General features: G+C 50.9%; 21 protein-coding genes. 10 read left to right on the forward strand and 11 right to left on the reverse strand.

Going from position 1 to position 20411, the window contains the following annotated elements; translation table 11 throughout:
• The first annotated feature begins 36 nt into the window (after positions 1 to 36).
• The 5 genes from J4G78_RS16245 (at position 37) to J4G78_RS16265 (ending at position 3736) form a co-directional block, all read left to right on the forward strand.
• The gene (locus tag J4G78_RS16245) at positions 37 to 792 is read left to right on the forward strand and encodes a ferritin-like domain-containing protein (protein WP_207990807.1); all 756 of its coding nucleotides are present in this window, start codon (positions 37 to 39) and stop codon (positions 790 to 792) included.
• A gap of 111 nt (positions 793 to 903) precedes the next feature.
• Complete coding sequence (locus J4G78_RS16250) at positions 904 to 1602, forward strand: M23 family metallopeptidase (protein ID WP_207987546.1); 699 nt, start codon at positions 904 to 906, stop codon at positions 1600 to 1602.
• Positions 1603 to 1755: 153 nt separating this feature from the next.
• Positions 1756 to 2118, forward strand: coding sequence for an iron-sulfur cluster insertion protein ErpA (gene erpA / locus J4G78_RS16255; protein WP_207987547.1), 363 nt, complete (start codon positions 1756 to 1758; stop codon positions 2116 to 2118).
• Between the two features lie 11 nt (positions 2119 to 2129).
• Positions 2130 to 2918, forward strand: a complete 789-nt coding sequence (gene xth / locus J4G78_RS16260; protein WP_207987548.1) for an exodeoxyribonuclease III — start codon at positions 2130 to 2132, stop codon at positions 2916 to 2918.
• Positions 2918 to 3736: an alpha/beta hydrolase gene (locus J4G78_RS16265; RefSeq protein WP_207987549.1), complete on the forward strand. Its 819-nt coding sequence runs from the start codon at positions 2918 to 2920 to the stop codon at positions 3734 to 3736. Before xth ends, J4G78_RS16265 begins: the two co-directional genes overlap by 1 nt.
• Before the next feature lie 5 nt (positions 3737 to 3741).
• On the opposite strand, the gene J4G78_RS16270 is transcribed toward J4G78_RS16265, so the two are convergent.
• Both J4G78_RS16270 and J4G78_RS16275 read right to left on the reverse strand, forming a co-directional pair.
• Positions 3742 to 4899, reverse strand: coding sequence for a serine hydrolase domain-containing protein (locus tag J4G78_RS16270; protein WP_207987550.1), 1158 nt, complete (start codon positions 4897 to 4899; stop codon positions 3742 to 3744).
• An 82-nt stretch (positions 4900 to 4981) separates the two neighbouring features.
• Positions 4982 to 6136, reverse strand: coding sequence for an N-acetyltransferase (locus tag J4G78_RS16275; RefSeq protein ID WP_207987551.1), 1155 nt, complete (start codon positions 6134 to 6136; stop codon positions 4982 to 4984).
• Between the two features lie 191 nt (positions 6137 to 6327).
• Between J4G78_RS16275 and J4G78_RS16280 the strand changes: the two genes are divergently transcribed.
• Entirely contained in the window at positions 6328 to 7455 is a 1128-nt protein-coding gene (locus tag J4G78_RS16280; protein ID WP_207987552.1) for a fatty acid desaturase family protein, read from the forward strand.
• 2 nt (positions 7456 to 7457) lie between these two features.
• Here the strand turns inward: J4G78_RS16280 and lptG are convergent, their stop codons facing one another.
• On the reverse strand, positions 7458 to 8546 hold the full coding sequence (lptG, locus tag J4G78_RS16285) for an LPS export ABC transporter permease LptG (protein ID WP_207987553.1): 1089 nt from the start codon (positions 8544 to 8546) through the stop codon (positions 7458 to 7460).
• A gap of 39 nt (positions 8547 to 8585) precedes the next feature.
• Complete coding sequence (gene lptF / locus J4G78_RS16290) at positions 8586 to 9797, reverse strand: LPS export ABC transporter permease LptF (protein ID WP_207987554.1); 1212 nt, start codon at positions 9795 to 9797, stop codon at positions 8586 to 8588.
• 124 nt (positions 9798 to 9921) lie between these two features.
• Between lptF and J4G78_RS16295 the strand changes: the two genes are divergently transcribed.
• The 3 genes from J4G78_RS16295 to J4G78_RS16305 are packed head-to-tail and all read left to right on the forward strand — an operon-like array spanning position 9922 to position 12332.
• Positions 9922 to 10404 (forward strand): DUF2141 domain-containing protein, encoded by a 483-nt coding sequence (locus J4G78_RS16295; RefSeq protein ID WP_207987555.1) that lies wholly within the window; start codon positions 9922 to 9924, stop codon positions 10402 to 10404.
• Between the two features lie 35 nt (positions 10405 to 10439).
• On the forward strand, positions 10440 to 11414 hold the full coding sequence (locus J4G78_RS16300; RefSeq protein ID WP_207987556.1) for a diacylglycerol/lipid kinase family protein: 975 nt from the start codon (positions 10440 to 10442) through the stop codon (positions 11412 to 11414).
• A 15-nt stretch (positions 11415 to 11429) separates the two neighbouring features.
• Positions 11430 to 12332, forward strand: coding sequence for a hypothetical protein (locus J4G78_RS16305; protein WP_207987557.1), 903 nt, complete (start codon positions 11430 to 11432; stop codon positions 12330 to 12332).
• 449 nt (positions 12333 to 12781) lie between these two features.
• On the opposite strand, the gene J4G78_RS16310 is transcribed toward J4G78_RS16305, so the two are convergent.
• Genes J4G78_RS16310 through J4G78_RS16320 form a run of 3 tightly spaced genes read right to left on the reverse strand, consistent with a single transcriptional unit; the run spans position 12782 to position 15096 of the window.
• The gene (locus J4G78_RS16310) at positions 12782 to 13576 is read right to left on the reverse strand and encodes an enoyl-CoA hydratase/isomerase family protein (protein WP_207987558.1); all 795 of its coding nucleotides are present in this window, start codon (positions 13574 to 13576) and stop codon (positions 12782 to 12784) included.
• A gap of 20 nt (positions 13577 to 13596) precedes the next feature.
• A complete protein-coding gene (gene spt, locus J4G78_RS16315; protein WP_207987559.1) occupies positions 13597 to 14796 on the reverse strand; it encodes a serine palmitoyltransferase in 1200 nt (399 codons plus the stop codon).
• A 54-nt stretch (positions 14797 to 14850) separates the two neighbouring features.
• Positions 14851 to 15096, reverse strand: coding sequence for an acyl carrier protein (locus J4G78_RS16320; RefSeq protein ID WP_207987560.1), 246 nt, complete (start codon positions 15094 to 15096; stop codon positions 14851 to 14853).
• A 186-nt stretch (positions 15097 to 15282) separates the two neighbouring features.
• Between J4G78_RS16320 and J4G78_RS16325 the strand changes: the two genes are divergently transcribed.
• Complete coding sequence (locus J4G78_RS16325) at positions 15283 to 15801, forward strand: Pycsar system effector family protein (RefSeq protein WP_207987561.1); 519 nt, start codon at positions 15283 to 15285, stop codon at positions 15799 to 15801.
• An 8-nt stretch (positions 15802 to 15809) separates the two neighbouring features.
• Here the strand turns inward: J4G78_RS16325 and J4G78_RS16330 are convergent, their stop codons facing one another.
• From J4G78_RS16330 to obgE, 4 genes are all read right to left on the reverse strand, one after another.
• Complete coding sequence (locus J4G78_RS16330; protein ID WP_207987562.1) at positions 15810 to 17000, reverse strand: cytochrome P450; 1191 nt, start codon at positions 16998 to 17000, stop codon at positions 15810 to 15812.
• Positions 17001 to 17069: 69 nt separating this feature from the next.
• Entirely contained in the window at positions 17070 to 17996 is a 927-nt protein-coding gene (locus tag J4G78_RS16335; RefSeq protein ID WP_207987563.1) for an NAD-dependent epimerase/dehydratase family protein, read from the reverse strand.
• Between the two features lie 24 nt (positions 17997 to 18020).
• Positions 18021 to 19130 (reverse strand): glutamate 5-kinase, encoded by a 1110-nt coding sequence (gene proB / locus J4G78_RS16340; protein ID WP_243457134.1) that lies wholly within the window; start codon positions 19128 to 19130, stop codon positions 18021 to 18023.
• Positions 19127 to 20200, reverse strand: a complete 1074-nt coding sequence (gene obgE, locus J4G78_RS16345; RefSeq protein WP_207987564.1) for a GTPase ObgE — start codon at positions 20198 to 20200, stop codon at positions 19127 to 19129. Before obgE ends, proB begins: the two co-directional genes overlap by 4 nt.
• Between the last annotated feature and the right edge of the window lie 211 nt (positions 20201 to 20411).

Raw genomic sequence — 20411 nt, forward strand, 5'->3', positions numbered from 1 at the left:
ATAAAGCCTTCTGCTGGCGAAGCCGTAAGGGCGGTCATGATGACGGCAGAACCAGCCGCCAAAGTTATGGCGGCCCGATATGCGACCAGAGAATGGCGAAAGGGCCGGTTGGAGCCTGATTTTGCGGTCGCAATGCCGGACGTTCCGGCGCGTCCGGATCGCCCGGAATTGTTGCGGCCGGGACAGATGCCGCGGCGCGGCAAGGGTACATCCGTGATCAAACGCATCGCGTTGATCCACGCTTTGGCGCATATCGAATTCGTCGCGATTGATTTGGCCTTTGACATGATCGGACGGTTTGGTGCGGAATTTCCACGTGAATTTGCTGATGACTGGTTCCGTGTCGGTGCAGAGGAAGCGATGCATTTTGTGCTCCTGGATCGGCGGTTGCGCGAGATGGGGAGCTTTTACGGTGATTTGCCAGCCCATGACGGCTTGTGGGATACCGCCAAAGCAACCGCTCATGACGCCTCCGCCCGGCTGGCGATCGTCCCCATGGTGCTCGAAGCGCGTGGATTGGACATCACGCTTGATACCGTCGAGCGCTTTAAAGCACAGGGTGATCCTCTCACCGCCAAGGTGCTCAATCGCATCTATCACGACGAAATAAATCACGTATTTTTTGGAACCAAATGGTTTGAATGGTGTTGTAATAAGCGAAAATGCGATCCTTATCGCCACTGGAAGGACTTGGTAAAAACCCACTTTAGAGGCGGGTTGAAGCCTCCTTTCAACGACTCGGCGCGCCTTGCAGCCGGTTTAACCCAGGAATATTATCTTGGTATTGAATAATTAACTAAAATAAACCTACTTCTATCTCCACAGAACGGGGGCAGACTTTCTGTCAAAATATATCGAACCAAATTTGTTCTTTGGTTCACAGTAGCAGGACTCGATCAGTTTATGACCGATAGCGTAGTAGGTTTGTTTCAAGGGGTTGTGAAAAACATCACAACAGTTGCGATTTTAGGATCAGCAATATCTTTTTCCAGCACAGCAGTGGCTTCAGAAGCGGACAGCAGTCTTCCTGTTGACGTATTGAAAAGCAAGTCTTCTGATACCGAGAATATTCTTGGTGAAGCTGATCCAGCTTTTCGTCTTCTGTTTAATAATTGGTCTGGACAGGGAAAGAAAGCCCCAGTCAAACTAACCATTCCGTCTCGCAAACCCGTTGAAAATTACAGATTGACCAGCTCTTACGGTTTCCGGTCGGATCCTTTTAAAGGCCGCCGCGCCCGTCATAAGGGTATCGATATGGCTGGTCCTGTCGGCACCCCCATTTACGCAACCGCAGACGGCATCGTCGGACGGTCTCAATGGGTTCGTGGTTATGGCAATTATATCGAAATCAACCATGGCAACGAGATCCAAACGCGCTACGGTCACATGTCGCGCTTGAACGTAAAAGCTAATGCACGCGTTAAAAGTGGCGACTTGATTGGTTTTATGGGCTCCACTGGCCGCTCAACGGGTAGTCATCTTCATTATGAAGTGCGTATTGCCGGCGAAGCAGTCAATCCAGTGCCATTCATGCAATCCAACGATTTTCTTCTAGCTCAAAAAGTGACTCCTGGTGTTGCATTAGGCGGTCCCGCTGAATAGCACTCAGAAACGAAATACCTTTGGGAGAGGGTGCAAAAAAGGGCTGGTAATGCTGAGACGCTTACCAGCCCTTTTTTATGATTGACTAGATTATTAGCTGTTTTTCGCTCAGCTTCTTTTGACACTTTGCTATACAATCCCTATCTTAAATATATGAACGAGTCCGCTCAAACTGCTGATCATAATTCAGGTGAAGATATCATTCTGACCCCTAACGCTGCGAAACGTGTAGCCGCCATTGCTGAAAAGCAAGCTAAGCCAGCGATATTACGCTTGGCCGTGGAGGGTGGGGGATGTTCTGGCTTTCAATATCGGTTTGGATTGGCCGAAGAGGTTGAGTCAGATGATATTGCCGTGAAGGAATCTGGTGTAACGTTGGTTGTCGATGAAATCAGCTTGGATCTTGTTCGCGGAAGCGCCGTCGATTTCGTTGAATCTCTCGGCGGCAGTGCATTTCAAGTGACCAATCCCAACGCCGCATCCGGCTGTGGTTGCGGTTCCAGCTTCTCCGTCTGATCGCAGCATTGGTGAGAATAGCCAGTTTCAACATTAACGGTATAAAGGCGCGCTTGCCGCGTCTGCTGGAATGGCTCGAAGAGACCAAGCCAGATGTCGCCTGTCTACAGGAAATCAAAACCCAAGATGAGGGCTTCCCTGCCGCTGAATTTGAAAAAATTGGCTATGGCGCGATTTGGCACGGGCAGAAAAGCTTCAACGGCGTTGCGATCCTGACAAAGGATCAAGAACCCGAAGAAACCAAGCGAGGCCTCGATGGAGAGCCAGAGGATGAACATAGTCGCTATCTGGAAGCCAATGTTAAGAGTGCGGATGGCAAGACTGTGCGGGTGGCGAGTATCTATCTGCCTAATGGTAATCCACAGCCTGGACCCAAATTTGATTTTAAACTGCGTTGGATGAAACGTCTGCGCAATCGGGCGACAGAAATCTGGCAAAACGAAGTTCCGGCAGTATTGGCAGGTGACTATAACGTCATTCCGCGCGATAATGATGTTTTTTCGGTCAAGGCGATGGAGAGCGACGCTCTTATGCAACCGGAAAGTCGGCAAGCTTATCAGCGCATTCTTAATGATGGTTGGACCGATGCTCTTGGCGTGAGTTATCCCGCTGGTAAGATCTGGACCTATTGGGACTATCGCAGCGGCGGTTGGCAGCGGGATCAGGGTTTTCGAATAGACCATTTGTTACTTAGCCCATTGGCGGCCGACCAGTTAAACCGCTGCGGTGTCGATAAAGAGCATCGCGGGCGCGAAAAAGCGAGTGATCACGCTCCGACATGGGTTGAGCTAAACTTCTGATGCGATCTATATTGCTAAGTCTGGTTTTTGCCGCTGGACTTTATATTTTACTCGTTGCGCTTGCGTATAGTTTTCAGCGCAGTCTACTCTATTTCCCTGATCAACATATATCGTCCGATGAAGAACTGGCTAGTGCCGGTTTCAAACCGATCAAAATTATCACGCAGAATTCGGGCAAGCTCACGTCTTTATGGCGTGCACCGGCCGATCCAACAAAACCCATAATCATTCATTTCCACGGCAATGGCGGCTCGTTGGCTGTCCGGCTACCCATCTATGAAGCCATGGCACAAGATGGCGCAGGTGTGCTGGCCGTCGGCTACCCTGGATATGGCGGAAACCCTGGATCACCGAGTGAGGAAGTATTTTATGAGGCGGCACAGGCCAATTACGATTGGTTGACCGCGTCGGGCCATAGGCCTGGCCGCATTGTGATCGTAGCACAGTCGCTTGGAACAGGTGTTGCCACTTGGCTCGCTTCGCATAATGACGCAGCAGGTTTAATACTGGAAGCCGCTTACACGGGAATGGATGACATGGCGCAGCGGCAATTTCCGATCTTGCCAGCTAAGAGCCTCATCAAGGATCGTTACCGGTCAATTGAACGGATTGATCAGATCAATATGCCGTTAAGTTGGATTCATGGTACCAATGATGAATTGATACCTTTTGCCATGGGGCAGAAGCTATTTGACGCAGCAACAGAGCCAAAAATAGCGCATCCGGTGGAAAATGGCGGACATAACGATCTTTGGATGCGCGGGGTTGGTGCGTTAGTAAGAACCGATGCACAACGCTTTATATCCTCTGAAAAGTGATTTTGTTAAGGAGCTGGACTTTCCTGCCATTTGCGTAGCATATTATAGGCAATAGCGCTGGCTGGTCCATCGCCGGTTAGTGCGACAGACGCATATTGACGAGACACCGGGTCTATCATCACAAACGCCTTGATTCCAGGCATGCCGCCTGCATGACCAATCCATATCGCAGGTTTGCCATCCGGTCCTGGCGCTTCCATAGCCATGATCCCGAGGCCGTAATATGTCTTTTTATCGAACATCGGATAAAGCGTTTTCAGCATTTGGTCGCGTGTCTCTTTCATAACCAAATCACCGTTCAAAAAGGCCCGCCAGAACCGAATCATATCCGATGATGTCGCAGCGATTGGGCCAGCAGGGCCGGGAGTCCGGATATCGGATTTCTGATCGTCGCTCGGCCGTGGTGTGGCAACATCCGATATATCGCCATCAATCTCTAGCATGCGGCTGCTCTTTAACCCGATCCTGTCAAAAATCTGGGCCTTAAAAATTTGCTGCAAAGGCTGCCCATAAACCTGTTCTGCAATTTCGCCTAACAATAGGTATCCTGTATTTGAATATCGCCAACGTTTTCCCGGACAAAAAAGCGGCCCGCGCGCGTTGAGGATTTTGATATTATCTTTCAAGCTCAATGTATGCTGATTGTTTTTGATGACAGTCGGATCTTCGCTAGTGTTGTACAGGCCCGAAGTGTGGTTCAGCAACATTCTGACCGTGATCAAATCGCCATTGGGTATGTTTTTGGTCCATTTCGATATTGTGTCATCAAGCGATAGGTCCCCTTTTTCGATCAGCTGCATGATCACTACCGCAGTAAAGCTTTTGCCGACGCTTGCCCAATAGTGAAGCTTTTCGGCGTCCTCTAAGCCTTGAGTTTCTGTCCAGATTAAGCCGTCTTGATTAGCCAAAGCAACGGTCAAGCTGACGGCTTTGGATTTCTCATACATATCCGCGAATAGTGCGGACAGGTCACCCGTCGATGATGTTTGTTGCTTTATTGCCGACGAAGCGTCGTCCGAGACAGTAACCGAAATTGGCGTCGGTCCGAAGTAGGGTACTCCCGCGGCGCATCTTTTTTGGGATACGGCCTCTGCCCCGTGAATGGGCAGTGCCATCAAGGCGAAGACAAAGACAAAGCGGAAAAGGGAGTTACCGACAGTCATATCATTTTCTCGCAAATAAGCTCAGTGACAAGGTATTCGAGAGTTAATAATGTCAGAGTGAAAGGGATATGAACAGTATGGTTCAAATAGCTTTTTCGTAAAGGGTATAGACCCGGTTGATTTTGGACTCGATGGCATCGGCAATTGCCACCATCCCTTGGTTATCATCCAACACCCAACCCAATTCACCGCGGGTGGCGCCATATTTTGCGACGGCTTCGCGGCGGATATATTCGATCATCATAAAGGCCATCTGGCTGGCCATCCGGCTGCCCTGCAATTCCTTGATCACACCCATTAACGGTACGCGCATCGTCGGGGATTTTGGAAATTTCAACCACCAGAGCAATTTGGCCCAGTTAAACGGAAGCAGGTTGCCGTTCATATCCTTGGTTCGGTCATTGAGGTCAGGCAGCGTCATCATGAAGGCCACCGGCTTGCCTTCCAATTCAGCAATCATGATCAAATCTTCATATACGATCGGTTTTAGTTTTATGCCAACATGATCAATCTCGTGGTCAGTCAACGGAACAAATCCCCAATTGTCCGACCATGCATCATTGAGGATATTCATGATAATTTTGGCATCGCGATCAAAATGAGACTTGTCGACTTTTCGCAGCTTCAGCTTGCTGCTGCGTTCTCCTGATTTGACGATCCGGTCTATCAACGGTGGCAGGTCCTTATCAATAGGAAGATCATAGGTGATAAGCTCTTTGACGCTTTTATAGCCGCCGCGTTCAATCCAGCCTTGATACTCCTGCTTGTGATGACCCATCATTACGGTTGGGCTGTGATCATGGCCGGTAGTTAGCAAACCGGGTTCGTCCCAAACAGATAAACTTAGCGGCGCGATGACACGGTGCATGCCTTGTTTTTTCAGCCAGTTTTCAGCTTCAATTATCAATGCCTTCGCAGCCGCTTCATTAGCGGCCTCCAATAAACCCCAGTTGCCGGTGCCAGGGCCCAAGCCCTTCTCCACGGGCTGTTCTAACGCCAGATGATCTACATGCGCGCTAATTCTGCCTATGGTCTGACCATCTTCTTCAGCCAGAAAAAGCTGCACCGTAGCATGCTCAAAAAATGGGTTTTTCTTCGGGTTAAGTAGCGCATAAGCTTCTGATTTTAATGGCGGTACCCAGTGGGGATCGTGAGCGTATAAACGATAGACCAGCTCGACAAATTCCTTGAGCTGGGCCTTGGTCGTTACCGGTTTTATGACTATATGCGATGACACTGTAGTTATTTGCACCTTTTTAGCGGTTATTTGCACTTAGCTTTGCCAAGCTGTGGCGCTAATCAGGTTGATATGTCAAGCGCTTGGCCGCACCTCAGCGGTGTCATAGGTCAGCGTGAGAAACCATAGCAATGCCATCATCTCGCCATGATGTCCTGCTGTAGGCACCAAAAATAGTAAGACAGGTATTTATGAAACATTCTCTCCCCCAGGCTACGGATGGCACTTTGTTGCCGAATACTGTCGCTGCTGATGCTCCAAAAGTACCAGCCTTTGATGACAATGAACTGATCCGCACAGCAGCTAAGGTCACGCGGGACCTCAACGCTGTGCGTCCGATGATCTATTGGACCGATCTGCTCGCTTCAGCTGTGATTGGATATGGAGCAATGATAGCTGCAATTATGATCGAAAGCACAGGATTGGCGATTTTGGCCGGTATTATTTCTGTGTTAGCGCTCTATCGCGCTGGCAGTTTCATTCACGAGCTGACCCATATCCGCCGCGGCTCTATGCCGGGTTTCCATTTTACATGGAACGCGTTGATCGGCGTGCCCCTATTATTGCCATCATTTATGTATGAAGGTGTTCATAATCTTCATCACATGCGGAAGCGCTATGGCACAGTCGAAGATCCAGAATATCTGCCGTTGGCCCTTATGAAGCCTTACACGGTACCGCTGTTCGTTCTGGTTTCAGCATTGGCCCCCATAGGTTTATTCATCCGCTACGCTTTGCTCGCTCCTCTATCAATGGTCATCCCGCCGCTGCGGAAATTGGTGGTTGAACGCTACTCAGGCTTGGTCATAAACCCTGAATTTCGTCGCCGTTCGCCCGAAGGCGAGTTTAAACGGCAATGGTATGCGCAGGAAATTGCTGCCAGTATCTGGGCCATCGTTTTGCTAACAGCGGTAGCGACCGGATTTCTGCCGATGAAAGCATTCTTGATCGCTGTTGCAATTGCGGCAGGCTCCGTTGTGCTCAACCAGATTCGCACATTGGTTGCCCATCTGTGGGAAAATGACGGTGAAGTCATGAGCGTTACAGAGCAATATCTCGATAGTGTGAACGTCCCGCCGCCCGGCCTATTGCCGGCTTTATGGGCACCGGTTGGTTTGCGTTATCACGCTTTGCATCATTTGCTACCTGGCGTCCCTTATCACGCTCTGGGTGAAGCGCATCGCCGCATTGCTGAAGCTTTGCCAAAAGGGTCGACTTATTATCGCGCCAATCATACTAGCCTTTTCGGTTTGGTAGCCGGTCTGGTGCGTGGCAGCGCAGGCCAAGCGTCATCGACACAATCCGGAACTACTAGCTGAGCTTATTCCTCTGTTCGGATCAATACTGTTTCGCCGATTAGGAAAAACAGCATAAAAGGTGCCCATGCCGCTAAGATCGGTGGATAGGCACCGATAGTGCCCATGGCCAGTGAGAAATTATCTGCAACGAAATAAGCAAAGCCCAGCGCCATGCCAATCACAGCGCGGACGAAGAGTTGCCCCGATCGCGCGAGACCAAAAGCTGCTACAGCCCCCAGCAAGGGCATAAGTATGGAGGATAATGGTCCGGAAATCTTGTGCCAAAGGCTCGATTCAAGCCCCATAGTAGGCCGGCCTGCTTCCTTCAGTTCCGCTATAGCGGATCGCAATTCCAGGAAGGACAAACCTTCGGCGTTGACGTTAGCGAGCGTGAATTGGTCAGGGCGCAATGATTCGCCCAGGGAGATGCTGGCCTTTTGTTCCTCTGCTCCGGTCAACACGTTGAACTGCGTGACATCAGTCATTGTCCAGCCGGAACCAGTGAAACGAGCTTCTTTGCCCTGCATTAGGCTGCGAAGACCGTTATTGGCACGGTCATAGATAACGATATCCTGAAGCAGTACATTGTCTCCACGGCCCGTTACTGTTTTGGCATTGATCAGATTATTCCCGTCCCTGACCCAGACATTGGTGCGGACGTTGCTGGCCGCAGGAATTGGCCCGTAGTCGACCTTTTCCCATGCGGAAAGACGCGCTGTTGCAGGCGCTACGACAATTTCATTAAACAGAAACGAGGCGACTGCCACCAACATGCTGGCGATTATAAGCGGTGCTAGAATTTGATGCGCCGATAATCCCCCCGCTTTCATTGAGACGACTTCACTATTTTGGTTTAGCGTAGCGGCGGTGATAATCGTTCCCAACAAGACTGCGAAAGGAAGGAAACGCGCCACTAATTGCGGAGCACGAAGGCTTACATAGGTCCAAAGCTCTCCTTGGCCATTGCCTTCCTGCGCCATGATGCGTCCACTCTCACCCAGAAGATCAAGCGCCTGCAACACTAGCACCAGCATGGCCAATACAGCGAAGGTGCGGATCATCAGCATCTTCGCCATGTAGAAGGCCAAAGTACGTGAGGGAAAGAAACTCATAGCTCTACATATCCGTTCACAAGATTTCCGTTAGTATTTCTAGTCCCGGACATCGGCACGCTTTCGATTGAAATTGAGTATTCCTTTGAATACGCCGCCAAATTTTGAGAAGGCTTTTTCGAGCGCACCAATAGGCTGTCCGCCGGGAACATGCGCGACCATATGGTACATCCATATGATCAAGCCGCCGAAGAGAAAAAATGGTACCCATAATGCAATGATCGGATCCACGATGCCCAACGCACCAAGATCTTCGCCATATTGGTTGATCTTGTGATATGTTACAATCATCACGATAGACACAAAAACGCCGAGTGCGGAGTTCGATCTTTTCGGAGGAATTGCTAAAGCAAGCGCCAAAAGAGGCATAAGCAGCATCATCACCACTTCGACCACCCGGTAATGAAAATTCGCCCTGCTCTGGTTACGTTCTGCCACAGGGCGATCTGAGTCCAATCCGACCTTGACTAGCTCCGGAATCGTATACTCCAAATCCTCCTCGCCTCTTGATCGAAAAGACTCGATATCAGGCAGGTCGATGGGTAGATCATGGCTGCTAAAGCTCAATATCCGGGGCTTTTCGTAATTGGGTGCGTCGTGGATCAAGACACCTTGCGACAGGCGCAATATGATGGTGTCGGGATCATCAGTAGCCAGAAACTGGCCGCGTTCAGCGGTTACAGACACGACTTGCCCTGATTTATTCTCTGCCCGGACGAACATGCCGCTCAATTTTGTTCCATTTTCGCGGCTCTCTTCGATCCGCATTGTCATTCGTGAGCCTAAATTGGTGAACTCGCCAACTTTTATCGAGGCTCCGAGTGCGCCGGATCGTAGTTCAAAGCGCAGTTCCTCGTAATAATAGCGCGATAACGGTTGGATAAAACCAACCAGCGCCAAGTTAACCAGCATAAGGGCCACTGCAAACATATAAGGCACTTTCAGCAGTCTGGCATAACCTTGGCCAACCGCACGGAAAACATCCAATTCGGAGCTTAATGATAATTTTCGAAATGCGAGTAATATGCCCAATAAAAGGCCGATTGGAATACCCAACGAGAGATATTCCGGAATGAGATTTGCGAGCATTCGCCAAACAACACTGACGGGGCCGCCCTCAGCAGCAACAAAGTCGAAAAGCCGCAACATCTTCTCAAGCACGAGCAACATCGCGGCAATTACCAATGTGCTAAACAACGGAACGGCGATCAAGCGGGCAATGTAGCGATCGGTGGAACTTAGTAATTTCAACTTATCGTCGCCCTCTCACCATGTTTCTGCCGCAAATCATTTCCATAACCATATTCATATCGAAGGCTGATTCTTTATCCGGCGCAAGTTGAACGCGGGTATAACGACTAGGAGTATTTTCGTCATGTTGAAATTTGCAGCGTCTTTTGCGCTTTCAACCGCCCTTTTGGCCATGCCTGTGTCTGCGGCTACTGCAGGCCAGAAAATCTCTAACGATCTGAACAAATGTCGATCCGGTGATGGGCCCGCTGTTTTGGTGAAATTAAGCGGCGTTAAAGCGTCATCTGGAAAAATTCGTGTGCAAAGCTATCGCGGAACGAAAGCGGAATGGCTGAAAAAAGGCGCGTGGATCAACCGTATTGAAGCACCTGCGAAACGCGACAACATGACTTTTTGTGTGCCTATCCCGACCAGCGGAACTTACGGGATCGCGGTGCGCCATGATGTAAATGGTAATGGCAAGACCGATATCAGTTCCGATGGCGGTGGTATGTCGAATAATCCAAGCATCAATATCTTTAACTTGGGGAAACCAAGTTACAAAAAGACCAAGTTTTCAGTCGGAAACGAAGTGAAATCAATCAACATCAAGATGAAATATTTGTGATGGGCAGATACTTTAGGGAAATGGGCAATTAAATAATGGCCAATGTAGCGCTACTTTCTAATCCAAATTCCACGGGTAATCGTGCGATATTACCGGAAGTACGCTCTTATTGTGTGAAAAATAGTGATGTTTTCCATTATGAGGTGGACGATGTTGACGAGATCACGAAAGCTTTACAGACAATTGCAAAAGTAAAACCCAAGGTACTGGTGATAAATGGCGGAGATGGCACTGTACAAGCTGCGCTAACAGAATTGCATCAAGGCGGACATTTCGGCAAAAATCCACCACCGGTCGCCGTATTGCCGAATGGCAAAACAAATTTGATTGCGCTGGATCTCGGTGCAGAAGGTAACCCGCTAAAAGCGCTTGAACGTATTGTCGAAATGGCAAAACATGATTTGCATGAACATCTGGTGGATCGCGAACTGATCGCTTTGTCTGACGGCAGCAAGAATAGCAAAGTCGTGCTGGGTATGTTTGTGGGCGGCGCGGGCCTATCGGAATTTATCCTTTATTGCCGGCATAAGATTTATCCTTTGGGCCTACCCAATGCAGCTTCTCATGTGTTGACAGTTTTCGCGGCTCTGGCTTCGGTATTATTTGGTATAAGGGCGAAATTTTTACCGAACCGGCCATCTCCGATTAGCATTTCACTTATTAAAAATGGTCAATATCAGGGAAATTTTGCGATTTTGATCGTGACTACGCTCGAAAAATTGCTGTTGATGCGGCGCGTTTCCCGTGCGCGTGAAAAGCGTGGCCGGTTGCAATTTATGGCAATTGATCAAAAACCTACTGCATTGCTGCGTTTCATCTTCTCCGTGCTATTTGGACGCTTGGGTAAAACCGCACAAAAAGGCATCCACCTGGAACAAGGTGACATGGTCCGAATAGAGGGCAAAAATAGTAATGTAGTGATGGACGGCGAATTGTTCCTCGCAAAGGAAGGTCGTCCGATTATTTTGAAATCTACCAAACCGGTGTCTTTCCTTCGCCTCGCTGCCTAGGCTATCATCCGACGGGTGAGTTACCTTGAACCTCTTATAGGAGCTGAACTGGCAGAGCCGGTAGAACTTCGCGTTTCTAGCTTTGCCGAGGCTATCGCGGAGCAATATTGCAATGCATCCTGTGCCGTTCTTTTTTATGGTTCGTGTCTTAGGACGACCGAGCTCGAAGGGCAGATGCTCGACTTCTATCTCATCGTGTCGAGCTATGAAGCAGCTTATGGCAAAAGTTGGTTGGTCCGCGCAAACGAGCTATTGCCGCCCAATGTTTTTCCAGCCGAACATGACGGCCTGATCGCGAAAGTCGCGGTTTTGAGTGAAGCGGACTTCCATAAACTGAACGGACCGGAAGCCAGCGCAGTGAGTGTCTGGGCACGCTTTGCACAGCCATCACGACTGGTTTGGTGTGCGGATGAAGCAGCCCGAAAGAAAATTATCGCTGCGATTGCGCGTGCGCCAGTAACCTTGTTTGAATTGACATTGCCCGTTCTCGGTATCCAACCACAGACACCGATACGGATATTTCATCGTGGTTTTGCGCTGACTTATAGCGCAGAATTGCGGGCCGAACGAAAAAATCGCTCAGGTTCGGTCGTGGATGCTGATCTCGACCGCTACGAACGCTTCGGTCTCGCAACAATGGCGACCCTGCAGGATCAGGATCCATCAGAATCTGGGGAACTTTCGTTCGCAGAAGCGCAAAAACGCTGGAAGACGCTGCGCCGCAATGGCAAATTTCTAACACTGGCGCGGCTCGCAAAGGCATCCGGCACCTATGCAGGCGGAATCGACTATCTCGCTTGGAAAATTAACCGCCATGCTGGAACTAATTATGAGATCAAGCCTTGGCAACGCAAATGGCCAATTTTGGGGGCGATCACGATGTTGCCGCGTTTAATTGCCGGTGGAGCGATAAAATGACACTCTTGCAAACCAGAAATATGCTGCCTCTTTTATCCGGATTTGTCTTTCTAGGATCAATCGCGTTTTTGCACAAAGCCGGATTTCTGGCTAGTCTGGATTGGCTTTCTCAGGAACAAAAAAACTACGTCATGATTGGAGCTGTGGTTGGATATTTCGTCTTGGCCATAATTGTGGATCGAATTTATGTCAGGTTTGTAACGCGGAACCATGGCGTAGACCCTTATAGTTTGCATTGGAAAGAACGGCGGCGCCGGGACGGTCTTTTATTCTGTCCAAACTGTTCCAGTACGGCTCTAGAAATGCCAAAAGACAAAGAGCCTCAGTCGATGGTTGTTTGCCAAGACTGCCGGTGGAACATTGGCCCATATGGCGAGATAAATGATTTTTTGGAAGAAGCCAGGCCAGAACTATTGAAGCGTATGGGGCCTATCCGATCTCGGTTTTAGCTATCGATCCTTATAGTCAGGCTTTCGCTTGCTGAAAAAGGCCTTGGCGGCCTCGCGGCTATCCTCGGTCAGGCTCAACATGGCCTGTTGCCGGTCTTCGATCGCCATGGCCGCTTCAAAGCTCTGGGCGTCGATATTGCGATTTAGTGCGTCTTTCGTCAGGCGCAGACCCATAGGTGCAGTGTCGAGCATCTCTTCGGCTAGCGATAGGCCGGTGGTGAGCAATTTGTCTTCGTCAACCACTTCGCTGATCAAGCCGAGCTTCTCGGCGCGTTCGGCATGGATGAAACGGCCAGTCAGGAGCAGCTCCGATGCGAGCGATGATCCTACCAATCGGGGCAGAAAATAGCTCGATCCCATATCGCAGCCGCCAAGGCCGATTTTAATGTAGGCCGCGTTCATTTTGAGACTTGGCGCACCATAGCGGACGTCACTGGCGAGTAGCAGCGAGAAACCGCCGCCACAGGCGGCGCCTTGCCCGAGCGCTATAATCGGCTGTGGACATTGCCGCATCAATTGCATGACCGTCGCAATGCTGCGCTGGGTCCGCCAGATATGCTGGACTTGCCCGCGTGATCCGTCATTTTTCCAGGCGCCGATATCAAGACCCGCACAAAACGCCCTTCCTTCGGCGCGGAACAGGACTACTCGGATATCATGGCGATCCTGAAGTCCGCGGAAATAATCCTGCAGTGCGAAGATCATGTCTTCGTTCATTGTGTTGAGTTTGTCCGGTCGATTGAGCGACAGGATCTCAATCGCACCGCGTTGTTCGATGAGGATGGGGTTCGTCATTCTTATCTCCCGTCGGAGGATTAAATCGCTCCAACCGCCTTGCCAGCCGCTTCAAACATACCGAGGATTTGATCGACCTGTTCCGATGTATGTTCTGCACATAGCGAACAGCGTAACAGGGTCATATTGGCAGGCGTTGCCGGCGGCCGGGCCAGATTGACGTAGAGCCCTTCTTGCAAGAGCGCTTGCCACATCATCGCACCCCGTTCAAGATCGGGCATGATCACTGCGATAATCGCGCTTTGTGCTTCCGGCGTGCCGAGTTCAAAGCCCAAATCGCGGAGGCCTTTATGAAGTTTTTTGCTATTTTCCCAAAGATGCGCGCGCTTATTGCCCGAGTGCATCAACTTACGGATGGACGTTGCAGCGGTTGCCATTACACTGGGCGGTAGCGAGGCGGTAAATACATAGGGGCGACAAACCAGCCGCATGATTTCAAATTTGGGATGGTTGGAAACGCAGAAACCGCCAACTGTTCCTACCGATTTGCTGAACGTACCGATGATGAAATCGACATTGTCGATGACACCCTGATGCTCGGCCACACCGCGGCCATTTTCGCCGATAAAGCCCATGCTATGTGCTTCATCTACCAAAGTCATCGCGCCATTTTCTTTACAAATACGGATCATTTCTTTGAGCGGGGCGACATCGCCAAGCATAGAATATACACCTTCGAGCACAACCAGTTTACCCGCATCAGCAGGCAGACGTTTCAGACGCTTTTCCAGAGCCTCAACATCATTATGGCGGAACGCTACGATTTCCGCATTGCCCATCGCACAGCCATCATAAATGGATGCATGGCTATCAATGTCGAGGATGACATAATCGCCTTTGCCAGCGAGCGTCGAAATAATGCCCAGATTGGCTTGATAGCCGGTGGAAAAGACCATCGCATGGTCCATCGCGTAAAATTCTTTAAGTGCGTCTTCGCAGTCTTTATGCGGACTATAAGTGCCGTTGAGAACACGGCTACCAGTGGTGCCAGAGCCAAATTCTTTAAGCGCAGTCAGGCCAGCTTCGCGAACGTCATCATCAAAGGTCATGCCCATATAATTATAGGTGCCGAGCAGAATGGTTTCCTTGCCATTGCAAACGGCCACAGTGGGTGACTTCACTTCTTCCATCACAAGCGAAAATGGGTCTTTTACGCCCGTTGCCAAAAGGGTTTCGCGTTCCTGAATCAGCGGATCGAATTTACTCAAAAGGTCGGTCATCATGCTCTCTGTTCAATGTCGTTTTGATCTTAGTTCAAAACGACAACGCTAAATCTAGTTATCCATCAGCTTTGCTACAGCGTCGGCAAGCTGGCCAACAGTCTCGATTTCGGCCTGCATGTTCATCGTAATGATGATATCAAATTCATCCTCTACCGCAGCGACGAAATCCATCACCGTCAAGCTGTCCCATTCCAGATCACCGGCAAAGGTGGTGGCTTCTTTCAATTCGACGCCCTTATTGTTGAATGGTCCGATCAGGGCCTCAACCTTGGTCATAATTTCTTCACGACTTGCCATGCTTAATTCCCCAATATTCCGGTCTGTTTCACTCTGAGCAACCTTTGCCAACGTGAAGCCCCCATTGGCAAGCGAATAAGGCCGAAACAGGGCACAAGGATGGGGATATGCGCCCTAACTTGCCCAATTGCGCCGATTATGCCACTCTCACGTTCCATCGGGTCGCGCCGTTGTGGAGAGTGGAGCATGACCGAAGAACGAAAATGGCCGGATGAGGTCATCCAATTGCTACGCACAACCCAACAACATCATGTTCAATTGAGTTTAATGGCCGATCACAAGGCTAATATGTTGATTGGCGCAACATTTGTGGTTTTCACGCTGGCGATTGGACAAAGCCATGCCAGCACCTTCTCTTTACCCTTGTTGATATTGGCGGTTTCGGCATTTTGTGCGGCTGGTCTCGCTGCGATTGCCGTTATGCCAGCGACCAAGATACGGGCAGGGGCCAATCCCAATATGTTGTTCTTTGGCGCTTTCTCCAAAATATCAGAAGATGAATTCAAAGACAGGCTTTTGTCAGAGAATTTCCTGGATCAGGAAACTGTCTACCGCACAATGCTGCGCGACATATATCAAATGGGTATCGTATTAGAGCGAAAAAAATACCGCTATCTGGGCCTCGCTTACAGAGTATTTCTGCTCGGTTTGTCACTGACTTTCATTACATATCTGGCAGAGCAATTTTTCGGCCCGTTCCTATAGAGAAGCGCCTATTTCCAGCTAAGCCACAAATCCTCAATGGCCCAAACGACGCTGCCGCGCATCGCGCCCTGCGGTTTTTTAGGGTGCAATTGAAATTGACCGATTTCCCTAAACCAGGTCTCGTAGAAAATATGAAGCTCCATCCGTGCCAGGTGAAGCCCTAAGCAGGTATGAATGCCAGACCCAAAGGCCCCGTGTCGATAATGTTTGCGATCTACCGACACAGTCATCGGATCCTTGTTAAGCTTCTCTTCCCAACCAATCATCGCAAGCGGGCAGATAATCTTGTCACCCTTGGACAATTCCTGCCCGCCCAATACGGTATTCTCGTTTACCTGGCGTGGCAGGTTGATGAAGCTGTAGCGGCGCAGCAGTTCTTCGGTGACGTCGGGCACGCAGCTTGGATCATCGATAATTCGCTGTTGCAAAACTGGGTCGCCGGCCAAATGCTTCATCCCAAAGCTGAGCGCGTTTACCACCGTGTCCAGTCCTGCGAGAAACAGCAGATGGGCGATAGAGAGCAATTCTTGGAAGCTTAGCGCACGGCCATCGGTATCCGATTGAATGATGTGGCTCATCATATCATCTTTGGGGTCGGCCTGACGCTCTTTTACAAATTCAGCGAGGATTGCGACAATCTTCTTCTGAACCTCCATTGCGCCGGGCGTTCCAGCTAAAGCAAAATTCTCGTTCACCAGCCCGCGAAATTCATCAAACCGGTCCAATGGCAGGCCGAGCATCTCCATAAAAACGGATACCGGAAAGCGGGAACCGACTGCGTCGACAAATTCACATTGCCCATCGTCTTTTACAGCGCCAATGAGCCGATCTGCCCATTGCTGAATCCGTTCTTGCAAAGGCGCTATCGCCTTTTTCTCAAAGAATGGTCGCATCATTTGGCGGTAGGGGCGATGTTCTGGTGGGTCGAGGGAGAGTGGGATTGTTTTAGGTGTATTCTCGACATGCGGAATTGAAAAATTCTGATTGGAGAAGATATTGGGCTTACGCAGTAATTCTATCATCAAATCGCCATCGGTCACGATCCAGTGACCACCATTAGCCGGTGTCCAAAACAGCGGAGGGGCTTCGCGTTTTAGAGTCAGAAAAGCATCATGGACATCGACCTTGATCGCCGGCTCGGCATAAATGTCGAAATTGTGGGTGGGTGCACCATCGCGCACCGCAGCATCATTCTGCATAATATTGTCTCCCAAGGCGGGATTATGCGCTCGTTAAACGGTAATAGCAGCTAGTGATTTTAAGAGGCGTCAAAGCCAGTCATTTTGCCGGTACCATTTGGCGGTGTCTTTCAGACCTTGCCGGGTTTCTATTTGTGCTGTCCATGTTTCGGGCGGCAAACGTTTGGCAGGATCCACGGTCCAGTCATCATGGCAAAAGTAGCTCACCCGATCCTCGGTCAGCTTTGCTTTATCCCGCCGCATCAGGCGGTCCGCCTTAGCACCCAGTTTTAGAAATAATTTCGGTGTAGCCACCGGCTTGATCCGTCTACCTATCGCCCAGCCAATGGCTTTGGCGAAGCTCGATTGAGTCCAGCCGCCGGTTTTTCCGTCGTCCACCTCAAAGATTTGCGCAGTCAGATCTTCATGTTCGGGAATGATGGTCATCAAAGCACGCGAGAGATCATCGACATGGATGACCGAAAGGCGTCCATCGGCATCTGGAGGTAAGGTGACAAAACCCGTTTTGGCCATTTTAAACAGCTCCAGCATTTCACCGTCACCGGGGCCGTAAATGGCGGGCGGCCGAATGATCGTCCAATCCAGTCCGCTGCTTTTCACAATCTTCTCTGCTCTGGCTTTGGTTTCCCCATATATGGACAGATCAGGCAAAGTCGCTGCGAGCGATGAGACATGGATGAAGCGCTTGCATCCCGCCTTTTTGGCTGCCTCCACAACCGCTAGCGTACCAGCGACATTGCCTGCTTCAAAGCCCTCGCGCGTGGGCGCGTTGACCACGCCTGCGATGTGGATCACGACGTCGGCGCCTGTGCACAACACGCTGAGGCTCGCTGGATTATCCAAAGCGCCGCGCACCCATGTGACATTGGGCCTGTCATCCTGCGTCCGGCGGGTGAGGGCACGCACAGGAAAACCAGCCCGCACAGCCAGGTTGAGCAAATGCCCGCCTACAAAACCGGTCGCGCCGGTTATCGCCAATGTCTGTTTCGTCCGCATGCGGCTATCTGCTTAAGCCCCGTTTCACACCAGCACCATCTGGTTGCGATGTACGACAGCACTGCGCGGTGAATACCCCAGCAAGGCTTCCAGTTCAGAGCTGCGCCGCCCGATAATCTTCGCACAATCCAGCGCATCATATTCTGCCAGTCCGCGGGCTATGATCTGGCCATCGGCACCCGCTATATCCACAACGTCGCTACGCTCAAACTGGCCCTCTATGGTTATAATGCCAGCGGCTAACAGGCTGTTTCCTTCGGCTAATGCCGCCGCTGCCCCAGCGTCAATCGTAATGGTCCCGGCAGACGTCAGGCGGCCGCCCAGCCAGCTTTTGCGGGCATTAGCCTGACCGCTGGCCTTGAACAATGTTCCCACGTTAGTAAGCTGATACCGCTCAAGAGGATGGTCTTCCTGACCGGATATAATGGACAATTCGATACCGGCAAGATTGGCAATCCGCGCGGCTTCGAGTTTGGATGTCATCCCGCCAGAGCCCAGTCCGGATGAGGATGAACCGTCGGCCATTGCCATGATCCGTGCATCCACTTGTTCGACCAGACCGATAAACTGGCCTTCGGTCTCGCTGCCAGCAGTGCGATCATATAGACCATCGATATCAGATAAGAGCAGAACCCGATCCGCTGAAGCCGCTTGGGCAACCCGGGCTGCTAAGCGGTCATTGTCGCCAAAACGGATTTCGTCGGTCGCGACGCTGTCATTCTCGTTGATTACCGGAATGGCGCGGTTTTCGAGAAGCTTCTCCAGCGTTGCGGTTGCGTTGAGATAGCGTTTGCGGTCTTCCATATCATCAAGCGTCAGCAGCATCTGGGCCGCCGTGATGTCATGCTCGGCAAGCAACTCTGACCACAGGCTGCTTAGCGTGATTTGTCCTACAGAGGCTGCCGCTTGCGCATCGGCCAAGCTCGCCCGGCCACCTTTTTCCAATCCAAGGTTGCGTGCGCCCAATGCGATTGATCCAGACGACACAATAATGACGGATGCACCGTCCTGATGGCGCTTGGCAATGTCTGAGACCAGCGTTTCAAGCCATTTGCGGCGCACATTTCCGTTTTCGCCGATCAAAAGCGACGAACCCACTTTCACCACGATTACTTCGTTAGGCGCAGTCGTCACAGTGGTGACCAGTCTGCTTTTTCTTCTTCGTCGCCGTCGACATCAATACCGCTGGCCAGCTGATCTTTCTTTTCGATCGAGCTGTGGCCGCCAACTGCTTCGAGCACTTTGTCGAGCACGGCATCCATGCCTTTCCCAGTTGCGCCCGATAGCGGCAGAACTTCGATGGCCCCTGCTGCACGCAGATCTTCGGCGATGGAATCCATCAGTTCATCGTCCAGCAGATCGGCTTTGTTGAGCGCCAATATCTGGGGCTTCTCAGCCAAGCCGCCACCATATTCTTCCAGCTCTTTGGTCACAGTTTTCCATGCGGCCACGGGATCATCACCGGTTGCATCGATCAGATGGAGCAAAACCTTACACCGTTCGATATGGCCCAGAAAACGATCCCCAATGCCAGCGCCGTCCGCCGCACCGTCAATTAATCCCGGAATATCGGCAAGTACGAATTCACGCCCTCGATGCTGAACGACGCCCAATTGTGGATGGATGGTGGTGAAGGGATACGCACCAACCTTGGCTTTTGAATTGCTGACGAAGTTGATCAAAGTCGACTTGCCGGCATTAGGCAGCCCAACCAATCCGGCATCGGCAATCAGTTTCAGCCGCAACCAGACCGCCGCTTCTTCGCCGGGCTCGCCGGGTTGGTGCTGTCGTGGGGCACGATTGGTGGAGCTTTTGTAGCTGGCGTTACCGCGGCCGCCGATCCCGCCTTCGAGGAACAATTCTTCCTGTCCTTCACGGGTGAAGTCGAGCAGCACATGTTCTTTGTCCTCAGACAGAACCTGCGTGCCGACCGGAACCTTGATGATTCGGTCTTCGCCGCCAGCGCCGGTGCGATTGCGGCCAGCGCCGCCTTTGCCGCGCTGTGCTTTCAGATGCTGGGCGTAACGAAAGTCGATCAGGGTATTGAGGCCTTCCACCGCCTTGAAGATGATATCGCCACCTTTGCCGCCATTGCCGCCGTCCGGGCCGCCATATTGAATATATTTTTCACGCCGAAAACTGACAGCACCGGGCCCGCCCTGGCCAGAGCTCACATATATTTTGGCTTGATCTAAGAAATGCATGATTGTGCATTTAGGGAAGGGGACGGCGAATAGCTAGGGGTTATGGGACATTAGTATATCCGACCTTTGTAACAGGTTGTGCCCCTGTGCAGGCAGGGGTCCATCTCCTGTAGGATCGCCTAACCACGGTTGATTTACTATGTGCAAGGCTTTGGCCCAATCCATCCCACAACCGCTGTTTGTTGTCGATAACCTAGGAGATGGACCCCTG

Source organism: Parasphingorhabdus cellanae (assembly GCF_017498565.1).
Classification (GTDB): domain Bacteria; phylum Pseudomonadota; class Alphaproteobacteria; order Sphingomonadales; family Sphingomonadaceae; genus Parasphingorhabdus; species Parasphingorhabdus cellanae.

Excerpts from the sequence above, each read along its gene's own strand:
- J4G78_RS16270 (WP_207987550.1), bottom strand. The coding sequence starts at position 4,899 with ATGACTGTCGGTAACTCCCTTTTCCGCTTTGTCTTTGTCTTCGCCTTG.
- erpA (WP_207987547.1), top strand. The coding sequence starts at position 1,756 with ATGAACGAGTCCGCTCAAACTGCTGATCATAATTCAGGTGAAGATATC.
- J4G78_RS16325 (WP_207987561.1), top strand. The coding sequence starts at position 15,283 with ATGACCGAAGAACGAAAATGGCCGGATGAGGTCATCCAATTGCTACGC.
- spt (WP_207987559.1), bottom strand. The coding sequence starts at position 14,796 with ATGACCGACCTTTTGAGTAAATTCGATCCGCTGATTCAGGAACGCGAA.
- J4G78_RS16250 (WP_207987546.1), top strand. The coding sequence starts at position 904 with ATGACCGATAGCGTAGTAGGTTTGTTTCAAGGGGTTGTGAAAAACATC.
- J4G78_RS16265 (WP_207987549.1), top strand. The coding sequence starts at position 2,918 with ATGCGATCTATATTGCTAAGTCTGGTTTTTGCCGCTGGACTTTATATT.
- J4G78_RS16320 (WP_207987560.1), bottom strand. The coding sequence starts at position 15,096 with ATGGCAAGTCGTGAAGAAATTATGACCAAGGTTGAGGCCCTGATCGGA.
- J4G78_RS16335 (WP_207987563.1), bottom strand. The coding sequence starts at position 17,996 with ATGCGGACGAAACAGACATTGGCGATAACCGGCGCGACCGGTTTTGTA.
- J4G78_RS16245 (WP_207990807.1), top strand. The coding sequence starts at position 37 with ATGATGACGGCAGAACCAGCCGCCAAAGTTATGGCGGCCCGATATGCG.
- J4G78_RS16330 (WP_207987562.1), bottom strand. The coding sequence starts at position 17,000 with ATGCAGAATGATGCTGCGGTGCGCGATGGTGCACCCACCCACAATTTC.
- obgE (WP_207987564.1), bottom strand. The coding sequence starts at position 20,200 with ATGCATTTCTTAGATCAAGCCAAAATATATGTGAGCTCTGGCCAGGGC.
- lptG (WP_207987553.1), bottom strand. The coding sequence starts at position 8,546 with ATGAGTTTCTTTCCCTCACGTACTTTGGCCTTCTACATGGCGAAGATG.
- J4G78_RS16300 (WP_207987556.1), top strand. The coding sequence starts at position 10,440 with ATGGCCAATGTAGCGCTACTTTCTAATCCAAATTCCACGGGTAATCGT.
- J4G78_RS16310 (WP_207987558.1), bottom strand. The coding sequence starts at position 13,576 with ATGACGAACCCCATCCTCATCGAACAACGCGGTGCGATTGAGATCCTG.
- J4G78_RS16295 (WP_207987555.1), top strand. The coding sequence starts at position 9,922 with ATGTTGAAATTTGCAGCGTCTTTTGCGCTTTCAACCGCCCTTTTGGCC.
- J4G78_RS16280 (WP_207987552.1), top strand. The coding sequence starts at position 6,328 with ATGAAACATTCTCTCCCCCAGGCTACGGATGGCACTTTGTTGCCGAAT.